The sequence below is a fragment of the Duganella qianjiadongensis genome, from assembly GCF_009857915.1.
Lineage (GTDB): Bacteria > Pseudomonadota > Gammaproteobacteria > Burkholderiales > Burkholderiaceae_D > Rugamonas > Rugamonas qianjiadongensis.
Map to the genome: position 1 here is coordinate 71,994 of NZ_WWCM01000010.1, position 17,902 is coordinate 89,895.

The 17,902-nt window shown below is 57.7% G+C and carries 16 protein-coding genes and 1 tRNA gene; 14 read left to right on the top strand and 3 right to left on the bottom strand.

Features of this window, described 5'->3' with window-relative positions:
* Positions 1-2: 2 nt before the first annotated feature.
* Together GTP27_RS15055 and mscL are read right to left on the bottom strand one after the other, a co-directional pair.
* Positions 3-1,172 carry a Do family serine endopeptidase gene (locus GTP27_RS15055; RefSeq protein WP_161039997.1) on the bottom strand — a complete coding sequence of 390 codons (1,170 nt, stop codon included), beginning with the start codon at positions 1,170-1,172 and terminating at the stop codon, positions 3-5.
* A 36-nt stretch (positions 1,173-1,208) separates the two neighbouring features.
* A complete protein-coding gene (gene mscL / locus GTP27_RS15060) occupies positions 1,209-1,643 on the bottom strand; it encodes a large conductance mechanosensitive channel protein MscL (RefSeq protein ID WP_161039998.1) in 435 nt (144 codons plus the stop codon).
* A 366-nt stretch (positions 1,644-2,009) separates the two neighbouring features.
* Here mscL and petA point away from each other — a divergent pair, with 366 nt between their 5' ends.
* The 13 genes from petA (at position 2,010) to GTP27_RS15125 (ending at position 14,294) form a co-directional block, all read left to right on the top strand.
* Entirely contained in the window at positions 2,010-2,618 is a 609-nt protein-coding gene (petA, locus tag GTP27_RS15065) for a ubiquinol-cytochrome c reductase iron-sulfur subunit (protein ID WP_155435449.1), read from the top strand.
* A gap of 3 nt (positions 2,619-2,621) precedes the next feature.
* Entirely contained in the window at positions 2,622-4,034 is a 1,413-nt protein-coding gene (locus GTP27_RS15070) for a cytochrome b (RefSeq protein ID WP_161039999.1), read from the top strand.
* Between the two features lie 32 nt (positions 4,035-4,066).
* Complete coding sequence (locus tag GTP27_RS15075; RefSeq protein WP_161040000.1) at positions 4,067-4,831, top strand: cytochrome c1; 765 nt, start codon at positions 4,067-4,069, stop codon at positions 4,829-4,831.
* 120 nt (positions 4,832-4,951) lie between these two features.
* The gene (locus tag GTP27_RS15080; protein ID WP_072788101.1) at positions 4,952-5,563 is read left to right on the top strand and encodes a glutathione S-transferase N-terminal domain-containing protein; all 612 of its coding nucleotides are present in this window, start codon (positions 4,952-4,954) and stop codon (positions 5,561-5,563) included.
* 87 nt (positions 5,564-5,650) lie between these two features.
* On the top strand, positions 5,651-6,133 hold the full coding sequence (locus GTP27_RS15085; RefSeq protein WP_161040001.1) for a ClpXP protease specificity-enhancing factor: 483 nt from the start codon (positions 5,651-5,653) through the stop codon (positions 6,131-6,133).
* A gap of 26 nt (positions 6,134-6,159) precedes the next feature.
* Positions 6,160-6,235, top strand: a tRNA-Thr gene (locus tag GTP27_RS15090).
* Between the two features lie 119 nt (positions 6,236-6,354).
* Positions 6,355-7,071, top strand: coding sequence for a hypothetical protein (locus tag GTP27_RS15095; RefSeq protein ID WP_161040002.1), 717 nt, complete (start codon positions 6,355-6,357; stop codon positions 7,069-7,071).
* 1,160 nt (positions 7,072-8,231) lie between these two features.
* Positions 8,232-8,966, top strand: a complete 735-nt coding sequence (locus GTP27_RS15100) for an MFS transporter (protein WP_161040003.1) — start codon at positions 8,232-8,234, stop codon at positions 8,964-8,966.
* Positions 8,966-9,448 (top strand): type II toxin-antitoxin system VapC family toxin, encoded by a 483-nt coding sequence (locus GTP27_RS15105; RefSeq protein ID WP_161040004.1) that lies wholly within the window; start codon positions 8,966-8,968, stop codon positions 9,446-9,448. Before GTP27_RS15100 ends, GTP27_RS15105 begins: the two co-directional genes overlap by 1 nt.
* A gap of 490 nt (positions 9,449-9,938) precedes the next feature.
* A complete protein-coding gene (locus tag GTP27_RS15110) occupies positions 9,939-11,477 on the top strand; it encodes a hypothetical protein (RefSeq protein ID WP_161040005.1) in 1,539 nt (512 codons plus the stop codon).
* A gap of 207 nt (positions 11,478-11,684) precedes the next feature.
* Positions 11,685-12,518 carry a rhombotarget lipoprotein gene (gene rhlP, locus GTP27_RS15115; protein ID WP_161040006.1) on the top strand — a complete coding sequence of 278 codons (834 nt, stop codon included), beginning with the start codon at positions 11,685-11,687 and terminating at the stop codon, positions 12,516-12,518.
* Positions 12,493-13,068 (top strand): rhombosortase, encoded by a 576-nt coding sequence (gene rrtA / locus GTP27_RS15120; RefSeq protein WP_161040007.1) that lies wholly within the window; start codon positions 12,493-12,495, stop codon positions 13,066-13,068. Before rhlP ends, rrtA begins: the two co-directional genes overlap by 26 nt.
* Before the next feature lie 212 nt (positions 13,069-13,280).
* Positions 13,281-14,294: an alpha/beta hydrolase gene (locus GTP27_RS15125; protein ID WP_161040008.1), complete on the top strand. Its 1,014-nt coding sequence runs from the start codon at positions 13,281-13,283 to the stop codon at positions 14,292-14,294.
* 40 nt (positions 14,295-14,334) lie between these two features.
* Here the strand turns inward: GTP27_RS15125 and GTP27_RS15130 are convergent, their stop codons facing one another.
* Complete coding sequence (locus GTP27_RS15130; RefSeq protein ID WP_161040009.1) at positions 14,335-15,393, bottom strand: GlxA family transcriptional regulator; 1,059 nt, start codon at positions 15,391-15,393, stop codon at positions 14,335-14,337.
* 129 nt (positions 15,394-15,522) lie between these two features.
* On the opposite strand from GTP27_RS15130, the gene GTP27_RS15135 reads away from it, so the two are divergent.
* Positions 15,523-17,901, top strand: a complete 2,379-nt coding sequence (locus GTP27_RS15135) for a TonB-dependent receptor (RefSeq protein WP_161040010.1) — start codon at positions 15,523-15,525, stop codon at positions 17,899-17,901.
* The last annotated feature ends 1 nt before the right edge of the window (position 17,902 follow it).

A 17,902-nucleotide genomic window follows, 5' to 3' on the forward strand; every position in this document is an offset into this window, starting at 1 on the left:
CCTTATCGCTTGCTGCTGGGACGCTTGCCTACCTGTACGGTCAGCGTGCTTTCCTGATTCTTGCGTAAAATTTTGAGGCTGGCTTTTTCACCCGGCACCAGCTGGGCGATCACATTCAGCATCTGGTTGGTATCGACGATGGCCTGCTCGTTCACCGTCAGCAGAATATCGCCGGGCTTCACGCCGCCGTGATCGGCCGGACCGTTTTTCACCACGCCGGCAATGATGGCGCCGCTCTGGCGTTTGAGGCCGAAGCTGCTGGCCAGTTCCGGCGTAATTTCCTGCGTCTCCACGCCCAGCCAGCCGCGCACCACCTGCCCGTTCTTGATAATGGCTTCCATCACGGATTTGGCAGTGGAAACAGGAATGGCAAAGCCTATGCCTATCGAGCCGCCCGTCTGCGAATAGATGGCCGAATTAATTCCCAGCAGATTGCCGTTGGTATCGATCAGGGCGCCGCCGGAATTGCCGAAATTGATGGCCGCATCCGTCTGGATGAAATTCTCGAAGTGATTGATGTGCAGATTGTTGCGGCCCAGCGCGGAGATGATGCCCATGGTGACCGTCTGGCCCACACCGAACGGGTTGCCGATGGCCAGCACCACATCGCCCACCTGCGCCTGATCGACCTGCCCCAGCACCATCACCGGCAGCTTTTCCAGACTGATCTTGATGACCGCCAGATCCGTCTCGGGATCGGTGCCCACCACCTTGGCGGCAGCCTTGCGGCCATCGGCCAGCACCACCTCGATTTCGTCGGCCGCTTCCACCACGTGGTTATTGGTCAGGATATAGCCTTCGGCCGAAACGATCACGCCCGAGCCCAGACTCGATTCTTCCTCATCGGCATCGCTGTCATGGTCGCGCTCGCCGAAGAATTTCTTGAAGAAGGGATCACGCAGCAGCGGATGCTTGCCGCGCTTGGGTTTCTTGCTGGTGATGATGTTGACCACGGCCGGCATGGCGCGTGCTGCCGCCGCACGGTAGGAACCGGCAGCAGGTACCGGCGCCCTGGCGGGACGGGCTTCCAGCATCACGGCCGGATGCTCGGCATCGCCCATCTGCTGGGCGCGCGCAGGCGGGCGCCGCTCCGGTCCTACGGCGGTGTACACCATATACAGTGCCAGTAACACGGTCACCGTTTGAGCAAACAATAACCAGAGTCGTCGCATCGCCGTAGGCCTTGCCGTCGCAGGGACGGCAGCTGGTTATTTTTTCAGGGAGTCGCGGATTTCGCGCAGCAGGGCGATGTCTTCCGGTACCGGTGCTGGCGCCGCTTCGGCTGCCGCCTCGGCCTGCTTATTGCTGAGATTGCGCGCCTTGTTCATCAGACGCACCATCTGGAAGATCACGAAAGCCAGAATGATGAAGTTGAGCAGGATGGTAGCGAAGTTACCGTAGGCGAACACGGCACCCAGTTTCTTGGCCTCTACCAGACTCAGATTCGAGGCCTGACCGTTGAGGCCGATGTAGTAGTTGGCAAAGTCCAGGCCGCCGAACAGTTTGCCTATGGGTGGCATGATGATATCGGCGACCAGCGAGTCCACGATCTTGCCGAAAGCGCCGCCGATGATCACACCGACGGCCAGATCGACCACGTTGCCCTTCATCGCGAATTCTTTAAATTCCTGCATCATTGCCATAGTCTTTTTCCCCGCTGTGTGGTCAATTGTGAACAAAACCGCGCTTGGATCATACTATTTTTTCAATCAGATTCAAAACACCGCTATCAGATGCGCATTTTGGTGCGGTTTTAGGCTATAAATTTGTCTTGCATCAATATCTACCGTTTGTGCGCCCCTAAGTAGGGCATCACCCTGCAGAATTCAAGCGCACAACGGCGCACTCTGCAGCAACATGCGGGGCCCGAGGAGGATTTTTTCTTTAGTTCGAAAACTGCTTACCCTATAATTTAAGGTTGCAAGAAGCTCCGTAGACGGGGTTTTCGCTTCCGATTTTGGTGTATGCGGTATCGGATTTTGTTCGCACTTTGACTGATTGGGGTTTGTATGAGTAACGAAAAGCAGGTCGATTCCGGCCGACGCGGATTGCTCGTCGCTACTGGCGCGGCGGGTGGTGTAGTGGGGCTGGCAACCGCTGGCGCGTTGGTAAGTACGTTCCAGCCGTCCGAGCGCGCCAAGGCCGCCGGCGCACCGGTAGAAGTGGATATTGGCAGCCTCAATCCGGGCGAAATGAAAACCGTGGAATGGCGCGGTAAGCCCGTCTGGATCATCAAACGTACGCCGGAGATGATCGCCTCGCTGAAAAACACCGACGGCAAAGTTGCCGACGCTGAATCGAAACGTAATCCGGACGAATTCACCCCGGAATATGCGCGTAACGAACACCGCTCGCGCAAGCCGGAAATTCTGGTGGCCGTCGGTATCTGCACCCACCTGGGCTGCTCGCCTTCGTCGAAATTCACCCCCGGCCCGCAGCCATCGCTGCCGGACGACTGGGAAGGCGGCTTCCTCTGCCCATGCCACGGCTCGACCTTCGACATGGCAGGCCGCGTGTTCAAGAACAAACCGGCACCGGACAATCTGCAAGTTCCGCGTCACATGTTCCTGAGCGACACCAAGCTGGTGATCGGTAAAGACGAGAAAGGCGAGGCATAAATCATGGCGGCTTTCAAAGAGACCAAATTCCCGGCCGACGCGCCGGCGGCACAAAAAGCGCTGGGCTGGGTCGATGACCGCTTCCCGCTGAGCAAACTGTGGAACGACCAGTGGGGCAAATACTACGCTCCCAAGAACTTCAACTTCTGGTACATCTTCGGCTCGCTGGCCATGCTGGTGTTGGTGCTGCAGATCGTCACCGGTATCTTCCTGACCATGCACTACAAACCGGACGCGCTGCTGGCCTTCGCTTCGGTGGAATACATCATGCGCGAAGTGCCGTGGGGCTGGCTGGTGCGCTATATGCACTCGACCGGCGCTTCGTCGTTCTTCATCATCGTCTACCTGCACATGACGCGCGGCCTGCTGTACGGCTCCTACCGCAAGCCACGTGAACTGATCTGGCTGTTCGGTTTCGCCATCTTCCTGTGTCTGATGGCCGAAGCCTTCTTCGGTTACCTGCTGCCATGGGGCCAGATGTCGTACTGGGGCGCCCAGGTGATCGTCAACCTGTTCGGTGCGATTCCGCTGATCGGCCCTGACCTGTCGCTGTGGATCCGTGGTGACTACGTGGTGTCCGACGCGACCCTGAACCGCTTCTTCGCCTTCCACGTGATCGCGATTCCGCTGGTTCTGCTGGGTCTGGTTGCAGCCCACCTGATCGCGCTGCACGAAGTGGGTTCGAGCAACCCTGACGGTATCGAAGTGAAAGAAAACCTGGGCGCCGATGGCCACCCAGTCGATTCGATTCCTTCCCACCCTTACTACACCGTGCACGATCTGTTCGGCGTATCGATCTTCCTGACCATCTTCAGCGCCGTGGTGTTCTTCGCGCCGGAAATGGGCGGTTATTTCCTGGAATACAACAATTTCCTGCCCGGCGATTCGCTGAAAACCCCGCTGCACATTGCGCCGACCTGGTACTTCACGGCGTTCTACTCGGTGCTGCGTGCGACTACCGCGGACTTCATGTGGGTACTGATGTTCTTCGTGGCTGGCTATGTCAGCTTCGTCTGGCTGAAGTCGAATCTGGCCCGCACCACCAAGACTGCGATTGCCGCAATTGCACTGGTGGCCGTGGTTGGTATGCTGCCACAGGTACTCGATGCGAAATTCTGGGGCGTGGTGTTCTTCGGTGGTTCGGTGGTGATTCTGGCCTTCCTGCCTTGGCTGGATAAATCGCCGGTCAAATCGATCCGCTACCGTCCAAGCTGGCACAAATATGTGTACGCCGTGTTCTTCCTGAGCTTCCTGACGCTGGGCTACCTCGGTACCCTGCCGCCAACGGAAGGCCGTACGATTATTTCGCAAGTCTGCACGCTGCTCTACTTTAGCTTCTTCCTGTTCATGCCGTGGTGGAGCGCCATGGGCACGTTCAAGAAGGTGCCGGACCGTGTGGTTTATCACGCGCACTGATCGACTTGGCTAAAGTACACAAAGGACATTACATGAATTTCCCTAAAAAACTGCTCGCCATGCTGGCTCTGGTGCCGGCACTGGCACTGGCCAACGAAGGCGGCGTCGCTCTCGACAAGGCCCCGGACCGTTCCAACAACATGGCTGCCCTGCAGAATGGCGCGAAACTGTTCGTCAATTACTGCCTGAACTGCCATAATGCGTCCTCGATGCGTTACAACCGTCTGAAAGATCTGGGCCTGACGGAAGACCAGATCAAGGCTAACCTGTTGTTTACCGGTGAAAAAGTGGGCGAAATGATGACCACCACCATGCAGCCGAAAGATGCCAAAGCATGGTTCGGCGTGGTACCACCGGATCTGTCGGTCATCGCCCGCGCCAAGGCATCGAATGCCGGCAGCGGTGCCGACTACCTGTACACCTACCTGCGTACGTTCTACAAGGATGACACCCGCCCGACCGGCTGGAACAACCTGGTACTGAACAATGCAGCGATGCCGCATATCCTGTGGGAACTGCAAGGTGAACAAAAGGTTAAAATGAAGGAAGTGCCGGATCCGCACGAAGCCGGTAAAATGACGCACCAGTTCGATGGCTTCGAACAAATTACTCCAGGGAAACTGAGCAAGATCGATTATGACAATGCCGTCGGCGATCTGGTCGGTTACATGGAGTGGATGGCCGAACCGGCTGCCGCCACCCGTAAAAAACTTGGTGTGGTAGTGGTCATGTTCATGGCCTTGTTCGCCTTCCTGGCATGGCGCTTGAACGCGTCCTTCTGGAAAGAAGTGAAGTAAACCAAATCGAGAGCGCCGGTTCGCCGGCGCTTGTTTTTGCGATGCCCGCACTGGCGGGCGATCGATTCAGGATGAGCCGTTCGCGGCGTCATCCTTTTTGTTTCTAAGGAACTATAAAAAATGATGGTTCTCTACTCGGGTACGACCTGCCCATTTTCGCAACGCTGCCGTCTGGTCCTGTTTGAAAAAGGCATGGACTTCGAAGTGCGCGACGTTGACCTGTTCAACAAGCCGGAAGACATTTCGACCATGAATCCTTATGGTCAGGTGCCGATTCTGGTGGAACGTGAACTGATCCTGTACGAATCGAACATCATCAACGAGTACATCGACGAGCGCTTCCCGCACCCGCAACTGATGCCGGCCGACCCGCTGATGCGCGCCCGTGCCCGTCTGATGCTGTTCAACTTCGAAAAAGAACTGTTCGTCCACGTGCACACGCTGGAAAGCGAGCGCGCCAAGGGCAACGACAAGAGCCACGACAAGGCCCGCGCCGAAATCCGCGACCGCCTGACCACGCTGGCACCGCTGTTCCTGAAGAACAAGTACATGCTGGGCGACGAGTTCTCCATGCTGGACGTCGCCGTCGCGCCGCTGCTGTGGCGCCTCGACCACTACGGCATCGAACTGTCGAAGACGGCAGCACCGCTGATGAAATACGCCGAGCGCATCTTCTCGCGCCCAGCCTATATCGAAGCGCTGACCCCGTCGGAAAAGGTAATGCGCCGCTAAGCGCAGTACTGCTGTTCTTGAAGTCTATCGGCGCGTTTGCCAGCCAGTTCTGGCGGCGCGCCGGGTTTTATCGCAGTCTGGAAAGCCATGTCTGAAATTTCTACCAAGCCCTATATGCTGCGCGCCATTTACGAATGGTGTACCGATAGCGGCTATACGCCGTATCTGGCCGTCAAGGTCGACCGTGCCGCCACAGTGCCGATGGAATACGTGAAAAACGGCGAAATCGTACTCAACATCAGCTTCGGCGCCACTTCGGGCCTGAAGATGGACAACGATGCGATCCGCTTCCACGCCCGCTTCGGCGGCGTATCGCGCGAGATTTTCGTGCCGGTCAATAATGTGATCGCTATCTACGCCAGCGAAAATGGTCAGGGCATGGCCTTCGAGCCTATGCTGGGCATGGACGAGGCCGAGCCGGAGGAGGAAGAAGAGAGCGCACCGACGCTGTCGCTGGCCCCTGCGGCCAGCCCTGCGCCGGCCACGGAAAGCGAGCCGAACGGCACGCCGGACGATGACGGCACACCGCCCAAAAAGGGCGGCCGCCCCACCCTTACGCGTATTAAATAGCGTATAATTCGCCCCGTACAAGTTTCGCCGACTTAGCTCATTTGGTAGAGCAGTTGATTTGTAATCATCAGGTGGCCAGTTCGAAACCGGCAGTCGGCACCAGAATTAATTACTAAAACCAAGGGGTTACATGCTTTGCGTGTGACCCCTTTGTTCTTTTCCGTCTCTCCTACATGAGCCATGTAGGCACTGTGTAGGCAATTTCTAAAAAGATAAGGGATATGCTGGCAAGTCGCTCATTCTCAACAACAAGCGTTTTCGTGCTTCGGATTGAGGACGTCGAGACATTTGTCCAATTCTTGGTGCAAGACCTGCCGCGCATGAAGTTCTCAATCAAATGCTCCGATACGATTACTCGTTACTTTGATAACTTTGGTGAGCTGAAGGCTTATACCAATCCTGAACGAGCAGCGATTCAGCAACTGAGGATTAGGGCAGTAGATGACACTGGAGAACAGACAGCAGTCTTTATGTTCAATTCAGATACTCATTCGAATGTCACGCTGAGCCTTGACGGTGAGGTAGACCTTGTAACTAAGCTAAATCAGTATTGGGAAGATTTTGTCGCCGGACGGCGCCCATGGTACTCCTGGATTTGCACAGCTTCTTGGGGGATGATTGTTTACGGTGGCTGGCTTTTACTCGCAATTATTGCCATATTGATCATGCTCGCTAAGACAAAGGCTCCTATCAAGTGGGAGTGGCCCAAAGAGGGAATGCCCTTAGAGGGCTGGGGGAAGAGTTTCATTCTCGGCTCCATCCCGGCCTTGATAGTGGTCGCTATTGAGAGGGTGAAGAAAACTTATTTTCCAACCGGCACATTCGCTATTGGTGATGGGGTGAATCGCCATGCGAATCAAGAAACGGTGCGCACAGTGATTATTGCGGGATTTGTGATTTCCATCATCACAACAGTTGTCCTTTCCTGGTTTATTTGACTACCCCTAAGACATTGGCGCGTGATATTGCATACTGCCGCGCAAGTGCGCTCACGCTCTCACCGACTGCGTACTTAGCCATGATTTCCATCCGCTGCTCGGCCGTGGTCTTCGATGGCCGGCCCCGCGACTTGCCTTCGCTCTTGGCGCGCGCCAGCCTAGCTTGAGTACGCTCCACCAACAGTCGGCATCTCCAACGATCCGCTTACTCGCATCAGAAATCTTCCGCAATTGCATTTGCAGGTGGTGGAAGTGTTCGACTTGGATCGCTGCATGGCCGTGCACGTTCAACGACGACGGGACGCTAGAAACCTTGAGCATTCAGTATTGCTGCATCACGCAACATGCCGGGTCGATGCGCCCAGCGGTGCTGTGGTCTACCGTGATGGAACTCCAATGTGCATTGCTCCGATTCGCTGGTCGGCAGGGGGAGCAAATGAATGGCTCCATGCGAGCGCATACAATAGCGTCTTGGGACTCCTGATGTTATGTGATCGACAGTCTCCATGATCGCCGATTTCGATCGACGAATGGGTAAAAGCGTTAGAGGAAGGTCCTGAGCAATGAGCATATCGATTGCCGAGTGAGCGCAGCACGTGGCACGCATGCGAGCCAACTTCGCGCCGGAAGGGCTACTTGCCGACGCCACCGAACTTTCCTTGCCTTGCAAGTGGCTTACCTTTCAGGCGGGGCCACGCTCAGCGACTTACTTGCTTACGCGCGAGCCTTCGCATTGGTGTGTGTCTCCGATCAAATACCGCGGGGTGATCACAAGTCGGGTTCGATCTAGAGCGAGGCTTCCCCGGTCGCCCTAAGCGATGCTCATCGTTCCTGAAGACCGCCTTGGTGCGTGCATGCCGAGCGAAGGGCAATTTGAGGCCCGCGAGGGCTGGAGCGAAGCGGAACCCTTCTTGCATCACGGCGGCATGTAGGGGCGTTTTGGCCGGTCATCTCGGCCAGCGACGATGCCAGTCGTCCGAGAACAGCGGCATATTCGTATTGATGGGACAATGCGTTGACATTTCGTGAACATCGCAGATACTGTGTGCAGATACAGTTATTTTGCTTTTAAATTATTGTTTGACAACAAATACACAAAATAATCACGCAATCCGCAACTCAAGATTTCCCGAATTTCCTACCTGTAGTATGGTGACGCCATGGAAACACCTAACGCACTCGAATTCAGTATAGATATTTTCAAGCCGGAGACCATTCCGATGTCCCGGCTTGCCGAATATATGGGCGAGTTGGCCGCCCTGTATGGCAGCGAGTTGTCTGTGCATTTCAAAGAGATTCGCACAGGAAGTGCGATCTTGAAAGCCGTCGTGGAAGAATCGGCGACAGAAGCGGTTGAGTCACGTTTACGACTTGTGCACGATGTCGCCGCGCCAGACGACCTGAAAAAAGCATATCAAAATCTCAATGGCATGCTTAGATCTGATAAGGCTGTCGGTGAAATCAAGCACCCACAGGGGGCCGTGATTCTAGCGTTTCCAGGTAGAGACACGCCTGTTCAAAAAACCTATCGAGTGAAGGAGGTAGGTGTTCTTGACGGGGTAGTAATTCGTATCGGCGGCAAGGATAACACTGTGCCTGTATGGCTCAAGGACTTGGATGGAACCATCCATAAGTGCGAGGCAAATAGCGAAATGGCTCGCGAACTTATCAAAAAATACCTTTCAAGTCCTATTCGTGTCACCGGCCAAGGAGATTGGCTACGCGGTGAAGATGGCGCTTGGGCGCTGGAGAAGTTCAAGATCAGCGGGTGGGAGTCCTTGGACGAGAAGCCGATAGCCGACATAGTCAACGCCGCCCGGAATACAAAGGGCAATGGCTGGAACGAACTGGATGATCCCATCAAAGAACACCTTCATATACGAGGATCAGATTGATGGTGCTCTTTGACGCAGGAATACTCATCAAACTTCTTGATGCCAGAACCCCGGATGGTCAACGGGCGAAGCTCGACTATTTGATATCCACGTTGCAAAAGTCGAAGACCAAAATTCTCATTCCTACCCCTGCATTGTCAGAATTTTATGTCAAGGCAGACCCGGATGTTGTTGCCAATTTCAAAGGCAAGTCTGCATTTATTATTGCGTCTTTCGACGAGAAAGCGGCACTCGAATGTTCTATTAGCGTTGCAGACGCCATCCGCTCACGTGACAAGAAAGCAGCTCAGCCGGATGCCCCGTGGCAGAAAATTAAGTTCGATCATCAGATTGTAGCGATCGCAAAATGCCATGGAGCGACTACGATATACTCTGAAGATTCGGGTCTTAGAAAGTTTGCTGAGCTGCTTGGACTCAAGGCTTTGTCAACGGATGATTTGCCAGAAGATCCAGCATTCAAGCAGCAAAAGCTCGATCTGTGACGGCACATTAGTGTCAACGAAACGTCAACGCTACTGTTAGATCAGCAAGGCAGCACTGTTAGGTCAAGTGGCGTATGTGCCTGATTTCGTTGTGTAATGTTAGCTAGTGTTACTGACGAGAAGGAATTTGTAATCATCAGGTGGCCAGTTCGAAACCGGCAGTCGGCACCAGAAATATCAAGCACTTAGCCCAGCCCTCACCGGCTGGGCTTTTTGCTTTCTAGAGCCGTGTAGGCATAGTGTAGTTTTTTCTCAGGCGCTCAATCTCGAATTCCACCATCTACGGCGGCCATCTTTTCTCAGCACGCATGCGCAGCATGTATGTGACGAGGAACCGCCTGCATCCAGCTTAAGATAACGCAAGTCGTATTGCATTTTTTTAAAGTATCTCAGCGTCCTGACGTAAAACAGACACGAGCTCTATTTTGCTAAATCCACCAACTTGGTAAAAATATATGCCTCACCGGAATCACCTACAGGCTGCTATCCCATGTCTACCGTCAACGCTCTCGCTTCCCTCGCCGCCACGCCAACCCCAGCAACGGCAAGCACCAACCGCAGTGCGGCTGCCAGTGCAGCTCTCAGCACTCGTACGGCAAGCTCCACAGTAGTAAATCTGGGTGAACAGGGCGAAACCAGCACCAAAGCACTGGCTTGGGAAAACCGCACGCACAGCACTTCGGCCACGCTCATGGCCCGCAACATGAACAACGACGAGCTTTCCACCCGCCTGAGCGGCCTCGGTAGCGAACTGCTCAAACAGGTTGCCTATGACGGCGCCGACTTTTCCCAGTCGGTGCAGCAGCTGCCGGCAAGCGCAACGTCCGACACCTATGCCTTGCAGGTATCGCCGGCGAAAATATCGCAGCATGGCATGGGCGATAATCAGATCAGCCTGAACATCATGACTGCCAGCGGCATCAAAGTCGAATTGAAGCTCGATGCCAGCGATAACGGCATCGCCGTCGAAGCGCACAGCAGTGGCAAGCTCAATGACGCGGAACGCAAAGCGCTGGGAAAATTATCCGAAGCGTTCCAGAAATCCATCGACGGCCTGAGCGAAAATCCGCCCCGCATCGATCTTGCCGGACTCACCCAGTTCGACAGTCATGCGCTCGCTGCGGTGGATCTGAAAGGCCAGATCAAAATCGATGCCAAGGATACCCAGCGACTGGAATTTCATGCCGACAGCATGGGGCGCACGCTGAGTTTTAACGGCCCGGCAGGCACGGCCAGCATCGCCGTTGACCTGAGCAAGCCGGCCAGCTGGGGCAGCAAGGCGCAGCAGGCGGCCGCGCTCGACCATTATCTGCAGCAGATCGATCAGGCTGCAACGCGCGGTCTGGGCCGTGGCGCCATTATCGGCATGTTCAAACAAGGCTTCAGCGCCCTCAATAGCGATTACGGCAGCGGCCCTGTGGCACCGCAAGGCATCGCCCTGAATCAGCAGGACCATGCACTGACCACAGGGCTGGCAGACTTCAACGCATCCTTTGCACAAACCGAAGAATTCCCCAATCCCGCCCGCAGCACGGAGAAGGATAGCTTTGCCTACGAGCTGGCCCAGAAGACCAGCATCGGCGGCGGCTCGCAACTGGACCGCAGCATCTCGCAGCAGCAAAGCTCGCACCTCAAGGCACGCTACCACGCCCCCATCAGGGCTGACGCCAAGCTAGCACTGGATCTATCGCCCAATTCGCAGAACTATCACTACGTGACGATAGACGACGCCGCTTCCAGTCAAACCGAAATCGCCTATCACAAAGGCGTGCTGGCCAAAGCCACACTCGATATGCAGGCCAGCCAGTCGACACGCACTCTGCGCTACTCGCTGGGCAAGCTGCAGGACGACCATACCACGCCTGCCGGCAAGCGCAGTTCGCGCGATTTGCTGACGACACTGGAACCGGAGCGCACAGGCCACGATCCGCTGTCCGAGACCGAACAAGCGCAAATGCTGGCGAAGCTGCATCCGCAGATACTGCTGCAGCAGAATCCCGACGCACTTTCTGCCAGCCCACTCCCGTAGTGCCTGCGCACTGATAGCTAACCCGGTGGAGGGCGCGCGTGGTCGCCTTGCTGGTAGCGCAAGGCGCTACCGCACAAGTATCCCGGACCCGGTGAGAATGTACGTATTTCACGCCAGTCTAATCTGATAGGCTTGCTTCCTTTCGGACTTGCCAAGGCGCCCAGTCTGCGCCCAAGCCTTCATCACGGACTCAGTAGGAGCTTACCCATGCATTTCATCAAAGGCGTGCTGATCACGCTGCTCGTCACCACCTTATCCGGCTGCGCCTTCTGGGGCTCCGGCCAGCGCGTGCAGCAGAACGGCAGCGTGGTCGATTACCTCTACCCCAACGCCAAACAGCCCACGGCCATGGTGCCCGGCATGACCCAGCTGCGTCCGCCGGTGCGCGTGGGGATAGCCTTCGTGCCTGGCGGTGGCTGGGGCAATGGCCCGTCCGAACAGCAGAAGATGAAACTGCTGGAACGCGTCAAAGCTTCGTTCTCCCAGCACGCCTACATCGGCAGCATCGAAATCATCCCGTCTGCCTACATGCAGGCACGCGGCGGCTTCGATAATCTGGATCAGGTAGCGCGCATGTTCAACGTGGAAGTGGTCGCGCTGCTGTCCTACGATCAGGTGCAGTTCAACGACACCAACCGCTTGTCGCTGCTGTACTGGACCATCGTCGGCGCCTACGTCATCAACGGCAACCAGTACGATATCCAGACCATGCTCGATGCCTCCGTGTTCGATGTGAAGAGCCGCAAGCTGCTGTTCCGCGCCCCCGGCACCAGCCGCATAGCCGGCAACGCCACCATGGCCGGCTTCAGCGAGAAATCGCGCGCCGCCCAGACCGAAGGCTACAACCAAGCCGTCGATCAGCTGATCCCCAATCTGCAGGGGCAGCTCGACAACTTCCGCGAGCATCTCAAATCCGACAGCTCGATCCAGATCACAAACAAGGACGGCTATCGCGGCGGCGGCGCTGCCGACTGGAGCTGGCTGGCACTGGCTGCCATACTGGCCGCGCTAGTGTATGGCCAGCGCCGCCGCACGCGCTAACTGGCCCGGCGTCAGCATCACACTGACACTGGCCGCATGCGCGCTGCAGCTGGCGCCGGCGGAGTTAGCCGCTGTGCTCGCCTACGACCGCACAGCGCTGCTCGGCGGCCAGTGGTGGCGGCTATGGAGCTGTCATCTGGTGCATTATTCTGCAGCCCATGCATTATCCGATGGCACCGTCGTACTGCTCTGCGGCTGGCTGCTGGAACCCACGCTTGGACGCCGCCGCCTGTGCCTCACGCTGGGCTGGAGTAGTGCCCTGATTGCCCTGCTGCTGTTGCTATGGGTGCCGGCACTGAGCGAATATCGCGGCCTTTCCGCGCTCGCTGTCATGCTGATGAGCATGACCCTGATCACCCTGTGGCGCCAACGGCGCCTGCCGCGCCCATGGCTGGCACTGCTGGCGAGCCTGTTGCTGCTCAAAACGGGCGCCGAAGCACTCGGCATGATGCCTGCCTCGCAGGCTCTCCCTGCAGACATACAGCTAGTGTGGCAAGCCCATGTGCTAGGCATGGTATGCGGCGTGCTCAACACCCTACCTGCCCGCTAAGCCTCGGACTCAACCCCGGCTAAGCGCAAAAGTCGCAAAAATTTTCGCTGAAACGATTAAAATCGCTTGCTATTAAATAGCGCACTATATATTATCTCTCCATTCCGGCAACTCGCCCGTCACTTCCCCAGGCAGCGCCGGATTTTTTTGAGTAAATAATATAGTGCACTATTTAATAGCGCACTACCAAACCTGACTAAAGGACCTCTACCATGCAACGCAGCTCGAAAATTATCGCCGCTCTGGCCCTCGCCTTCAGTGCTCACGCCGGTATTGCCAACGCGGCGCCCGGCGTAGAACAGCACACCCAGTCCTTCCTCGACGCACTGGCCAAAGGCGGTGGCCAGCCACTGGAAACCCTGAGCCCAGCCGTAGCCCGTCAGGTGCTGGCGGGTGCACAAGCCGGCGCCGCCCTGCCTGCCGCTGATGTCAGTGAAAAAACCATCAGCGTCGATGGCAAGGCCGTCAGATTGCATATCGTCCGTCCCCACGGCGTCCAGGGTGTGTTACCCGTATTCATGTTTGTGCACGGTGGCGGCTGGATACTGGGCGACTTCCCCACCCATGAACGCCTGGTACGTGATCTGGTCGCCGAATCGGGTGCCGTCGCCGTCTTCGTCGACTACACGCCATCACCGGAGGCACGCTATCCGGTGGCTATCAATGAAATTTACGGTGCCACCCAATGGGTGGCCGCACACGGCGCCGAAATCAATGTCGATGGCAAGCGTCTGGCCGTGGTCGGTAACAGTGTGGGCGGCAATATGGCAGCAGTCACCGCGCTAATGGCCAAAGATCTGGGCGGCCCGCAGATCAGAGCACAAGTGCTGTTCTGGCCCGTTACTAACGCCAGCTTCGAAAATGCGTCGTATGACGAATTCGAACAGGGCTATTTCCTGACCCGGCCGATGATGAAATGGTTCTGGGATGCCTACACCAGCGATGCCGCGCAGCGTAAAGAGATCTATGCCGCACCGCTGCTGGCCACACCAGCCCAGTTAAAAGGTCTGCCGCCAGCGCTGGTGATCACGGCGGAAAAGGATGTGCTGCGTGACGAAGGCGAAGCCTATGCACGCAAACTCGATGCAGCCGGTGTGCCCGTCGTTGCTACCCGCTACAACGGCATGATTCACGACTTCGGCCTGCTCAATGTACTGGCCAACGTTCCGGCCACGCGCAGCGCCCTGCATCAGGCGGCTGAGGAGCTGAAAGCCAGACTGAAATAAATGCCATCGCGCTGCGCCGTCCCGGGTAGCCACACTAGGGTTAGCCATCCACCCGCCAATGCGCACGCTTGGTACGCAGCGTGTGCAGCTTGCGATATTCGCCGGGACTCAGGCCCATGGCCCGGCGAAACAGCTTGCTGAAAGTGCTGGCATTGGCATAGCCGCAGGCATGTGCAATGGTCTGCAGGCTGTTGATGCTAATTTCCAGCATCACCTTGGCCCGCTGTATGCGCAGATCATGCAGAAACTCCAGTGGCGTCATGCCCAGCACGCTCTGGAAATGTCGCAGCAGAGTACGCTCGCTGGCCGAAGCAATGGCCGCCAGTTGCGGCAAATCGTAGGGCTGCTCCACATGCATCTCCAGCCACTGTTTGGCACGGAATACGGGACTATCCGCCGTGCGCGACAGCCATTGCTGGCTTAGCTGCTGGCTATGCATTTGCTGGCGCTCGGGCTGGAACAGCAACAGGCGCGCGCAGCTTTGCGCCACTTCTTCGTCGTAGCAGTCATGCAGCACGCGGATCAGCATTTCGCTCTGGGCCGTCGGCACCACGCAGCTATACAGCCGGCCATTCACGCTGATCGCCTCGCTGGCCGAAAAGTCCGCCTGCGGCACCACGCGCATGAAGAAGGATTTGAAGGCCCAGTGCGCATCGAGTCTGGCCTGCTGCAGCAAACCCGTTTCGGCGGCAAAGATCAGCCCCGTGGCGCACACGGCCAGTGCCCCGCCCTGCTGCACATGGGCCGCGATACGTGCCAGCACATCGGGATATTTCTGCGCCAGCGCCGGCAGCTCCAGCGCGTTGGCCGCATACACGGCCGGCACCACCAGCAGCGTGCGCTGCGGCAACGGTGTTTGCATGGGAGGCTCGCTCGACAGTTGCGCCAGCGCCGCAGGGGTCAGCATGGCCGGACTGGCATGCGGCACCCACAGCGACCACGTCAGCGAGGGCGCAGCGTGGCTATTACGCAACTTCAGCACCAGCGCCGCCAGCTGCAGCACGTCGATAGCGCTAAACACGGTACCGGGCATGGCCTCGGGTAAAGACAGCACTTCGACGTGCAAAACAGGGCTAGCAGTGGCGGAATCAGTCATCATTATGGCGATATTGCACCTATTTTAATCAGATGGCAAATCCTAGAATCGGCCTCAGCAGGCAAGTGCCGGCATGATAAAGAACTGATTAACGGGAGAATGAACTTGAAACAGCAAGGAGTACCCATTGGTTTGTGTAGCAGCGCAGTCAGCCTGGCACTGGCCAGCATGGCAGCACCGGCCGCGTTTGCTCAGGATGCACAGGTAGTGGTGGTGACGGCGCAGAGCCGCAGCCAGCAGATCCAGAACGTGCCGATATCCGTCCAGACCATGTCCGGCGCGGCCTTGAAAGATCAGGGCGCGGCCAGTCTGGCCGATATCGACGCCTTCGTGCCCGGCCTCGCCATCGACACTTCGCAATCTACCCGCCCTTCCGTGTTCCTGCGCGGCGTGGGCACGGAGGATTTCGGCATCGGTACCGATTCGCCTGTGGGCATCTACACCGACGGCGTGTACACGGGCAAAACGGGCGGCTCCATGCTCAACTTCAATGACGTGAAACGCATCGAAGTACTGAAAGGCCCGCAAGGCACGCTGTTTGGCCGCAACGCCGCAGCGGGCGCCATTTCCATTGTCACCAACGAACCCGTCAACCGCAACGAAGCGAGCGCACTGGTGAGACTGGGCAGCTACGGCAGCCAGCATGTGGAAGCGCTGGTCAACACGCCGCTCAGCGATGCCGTCGCGCTGCGGGTGTCCGCCATCAGCCAGCAGGACCGTGGCTGGGCCTCCAACCAGTGGAACGGCAGCCACATGGGCGACTCCGGCGACCGTGGCCTGCGCGCTGCCGTGCGCTGGCAGGGCAATGGCAGCAGCGCCATCCTCGGCTTCGAACATGAAGTGATGCGCGAAGCAGGGCCGCCGGTGTTCTCCGTCACCGGCGGCAAGATCAACTTCGGCGCACCGGCCACCTGGACCGATCCGCTCAAGCAGCCGCTAATCAACGACGCCACGCCGAATATGCAGTCGCGCACCTTCGACGGCGTCAACCTGCGCATCGAGCACCCGCTGTCGTTTGCCACCCTGAGCAGCACCACCGCCTACCGCCACTTCAACTCGCAGAACTGGCAGGACAACGATGCCGGCGCCAATCCGGCCGCCTACCTCGCCACCGGCAATGTGGAAAGCAACGCGACCTGGCAACAGGAATTCAAGCTCAGTGGCCAGAGCGGCGCACTGGACTGGGTGAGCGGCATCAGCGCCTTCCGCGAACGCGCCACCGAAACGGAAAGCGTGGACGCCACCACTACCTCGCTCGACACCATCATCAAAGCTGCTTCCGGGCTGGCGCCGTATGCCACGCTGACCCAGCTGGCGCAAGGCGTGGGCAAAGCCACCGGCAACAGCACGCTGCAAAGCTTGAGCATGATGGGCCAGCCATGGCGCGAAGCCGTGATCGACCGCGGTGACTACCGCGCCTACGCCATCTACGGCGACGTCATCTGGCATGCCACGGCCAGCACCAACCTCACGCTGGGTGGCCGCTACACGCATGACCAGAAGTCCTTTAGCTGGTACAACCCGGTACGCACCGCTAACGCACTCGATGCGCAGCTGGCAGCGCTGAAGCAGCTCAACTTCTTCAACACGCTGGTAGCGCTCAAACAGCTGACGGCGCAGCAGGCCGCGTTACTGCAGAAGGTCGCAGCCAGCAATGTGGAATTCAACAATCCCGGCTCGACCAGCGCCCCCTTCGCCTCTTCGCGCAGCTGGAACAACTTCAGCCCGCGTGTGGTGCTGGACCAGCACCTCAACGCCGATACCATGGTCTTCGCTTCGTGGAGCAAAGGCTATCAGGCGGGCGGCTTTGACGCAGTGGGCGTGAACGGCCACTACGACGAAGAACTGGTGACCAATCTGGAGCTGGGCATCAAGGGACAGCTGAAAGCCATCGGCCTGACTTACGGCGCCTCGGTATTCCGCTACAAATACAGCAACCTGCAAAGCCTGACGCTGGTCCCGGCCAGCGCCACCACCGGCATTCCGAGCTACCAGATCGTCAATAGCGACCAGAAGGCTACCGGCCTCGATCTGGAAGCGCAGTGGAAGCTAGACCGCATCTGGCGCCTCACCGGTTCGCTCGAATACCTCGACCAGAGCTACGACCATTACGTAGCGCCCACCGGCGTCACGCTCGATGGCCAGCCAGCCGGCGCGCCCTTCCTCAGCGCAGCCGCTGGCATTGCAGCACGCTGGCCTGTGCTGAGCGGTAAAGCGGATTTCAGCCTGCAGTACGGCTACATGGGCAACAAGCGCTGCAACGACGACACCCGCAAACAGGGCACCTGCCTGTTCAGCAACGACGTGGGTGCGGGCAAGGCGCGTGAAAAAGTCGATCTGCGGCTGGGCTGGACGGCAGCCTCGGGCCACTGGGGCGTGGGCCTGATTGCCAACAACCTCACTAACAAGCAATATGTCTCCATTAGCACTCTGGGCTCGGCAACGGGCTCACCGTATGCCTACGTGAGCAAGCCGCGCGTGGTGGCGCTGGAACTGCATGGTGATCTGTAAT

Bases quoted from the DNA above. Each gene is read 5' to 3' on its own strand.
- GTP27_RS15055 (WP_161039997.1), bottom strand. From the start codon at position 1,172: ATGCGACGACTCTGGTTATTGTTTGCTCAAACGGTGACCGTGTTACTG.
- mscL (WP_161039998.1), bottom strand. From the start codon at position 1,643: ATGGCAATGATGCAGGAATTTAAAGAATTCGCGATGAAGGGCAACGTG.
- petA (WP_155435449.1), top strand. From the start codon at position 2,010: ATGAGTAACGAAAAGCAGGTCGATTCCGGCCGACGCGGATTGCTCGTC.
- GTP27_RS15070 (WP_161039999.1), top strand. From the start codon at position 2,622: ATGGCGGCTTTCAAAGAGACCAAATTCCCGGCCGACGCGCCGGCGGCA.
- GTP27_RS15075 (WP_161040000.1), top strand. From the start codon at position 4,067: ATGAATTTCCCTAAAAAACTGCTCGCCATGCTGGCTCTGGTGCCGGCA.
- GTP27_RS15080 (WP_072788101.1), top strand. From the start codon at position 4,952: ATGATGGTTCTCTACTCGGGTACGACCTGCCCATTTTCGCAACGCTGC.
- GTP27_RS15085 (WP_161040001.1), top strand. From the start codon at position 5,651: ATGTCTGAAATTTCTACCAAGCCCTATATGCTGCGCGCCATTTACGAA.
- GTP27_RS15095 (WP_161040002.1), top strand. From the start codon at position 6,355: ATGCTGGCAAGTCGCTCATTCTCAACAACAAGCGTTTTCGTGCTTCGG.
- GTP27_RS15100 (WP_161040003.1), top strand. From the start codon at position 8,232: ATGGAAACACCTAACGCACTCGAATTCAGTATAGATATTTTCAAGCCG.
- GTP27_RS15105 (WP_161040004.1), top strand. From the start codon at position 8,966: ATGGTGCTCTTTGACGCAGGAATACTCATCAAACTTCTTGATGCCAGA.
- GTP27_RS15110 (WP_161040005.1), top strand. From the start codon at position 9,939: ATGTCTACCGTCAACGCTCTCGCTTCCCTCGCCGCCACGCCAACCCCA.
- rhlP (WP_161040006.1), top strand. From the start codon at position 11,685: ATGCATTTCATCAAAGGCGTGCTGATCACGCTGCTCGTCACCACCTTA.
- rrtA (WP_161040007.1), top strand. From the start codon at position 12,493: ATGGCCAGCGCCGCCGCACGCGCTAACTGGCCCGGCGTCAGCATCACA.
- GTP27_RS15125 (WP_161040008.1), top strand. From the start codon at position 13,281: ATGCAACGCAGCTCGAAAATTATCGCCGCTCTGGCCCTCGCCTTCAGT.
- GTP27_RS15130 (WP_161040009.1), bottom strand. From the start codon at position 15,393: ATGATGACTGATTCCGCCACTGCTAGCCCTGTTTTGCACGTCGAAGTG.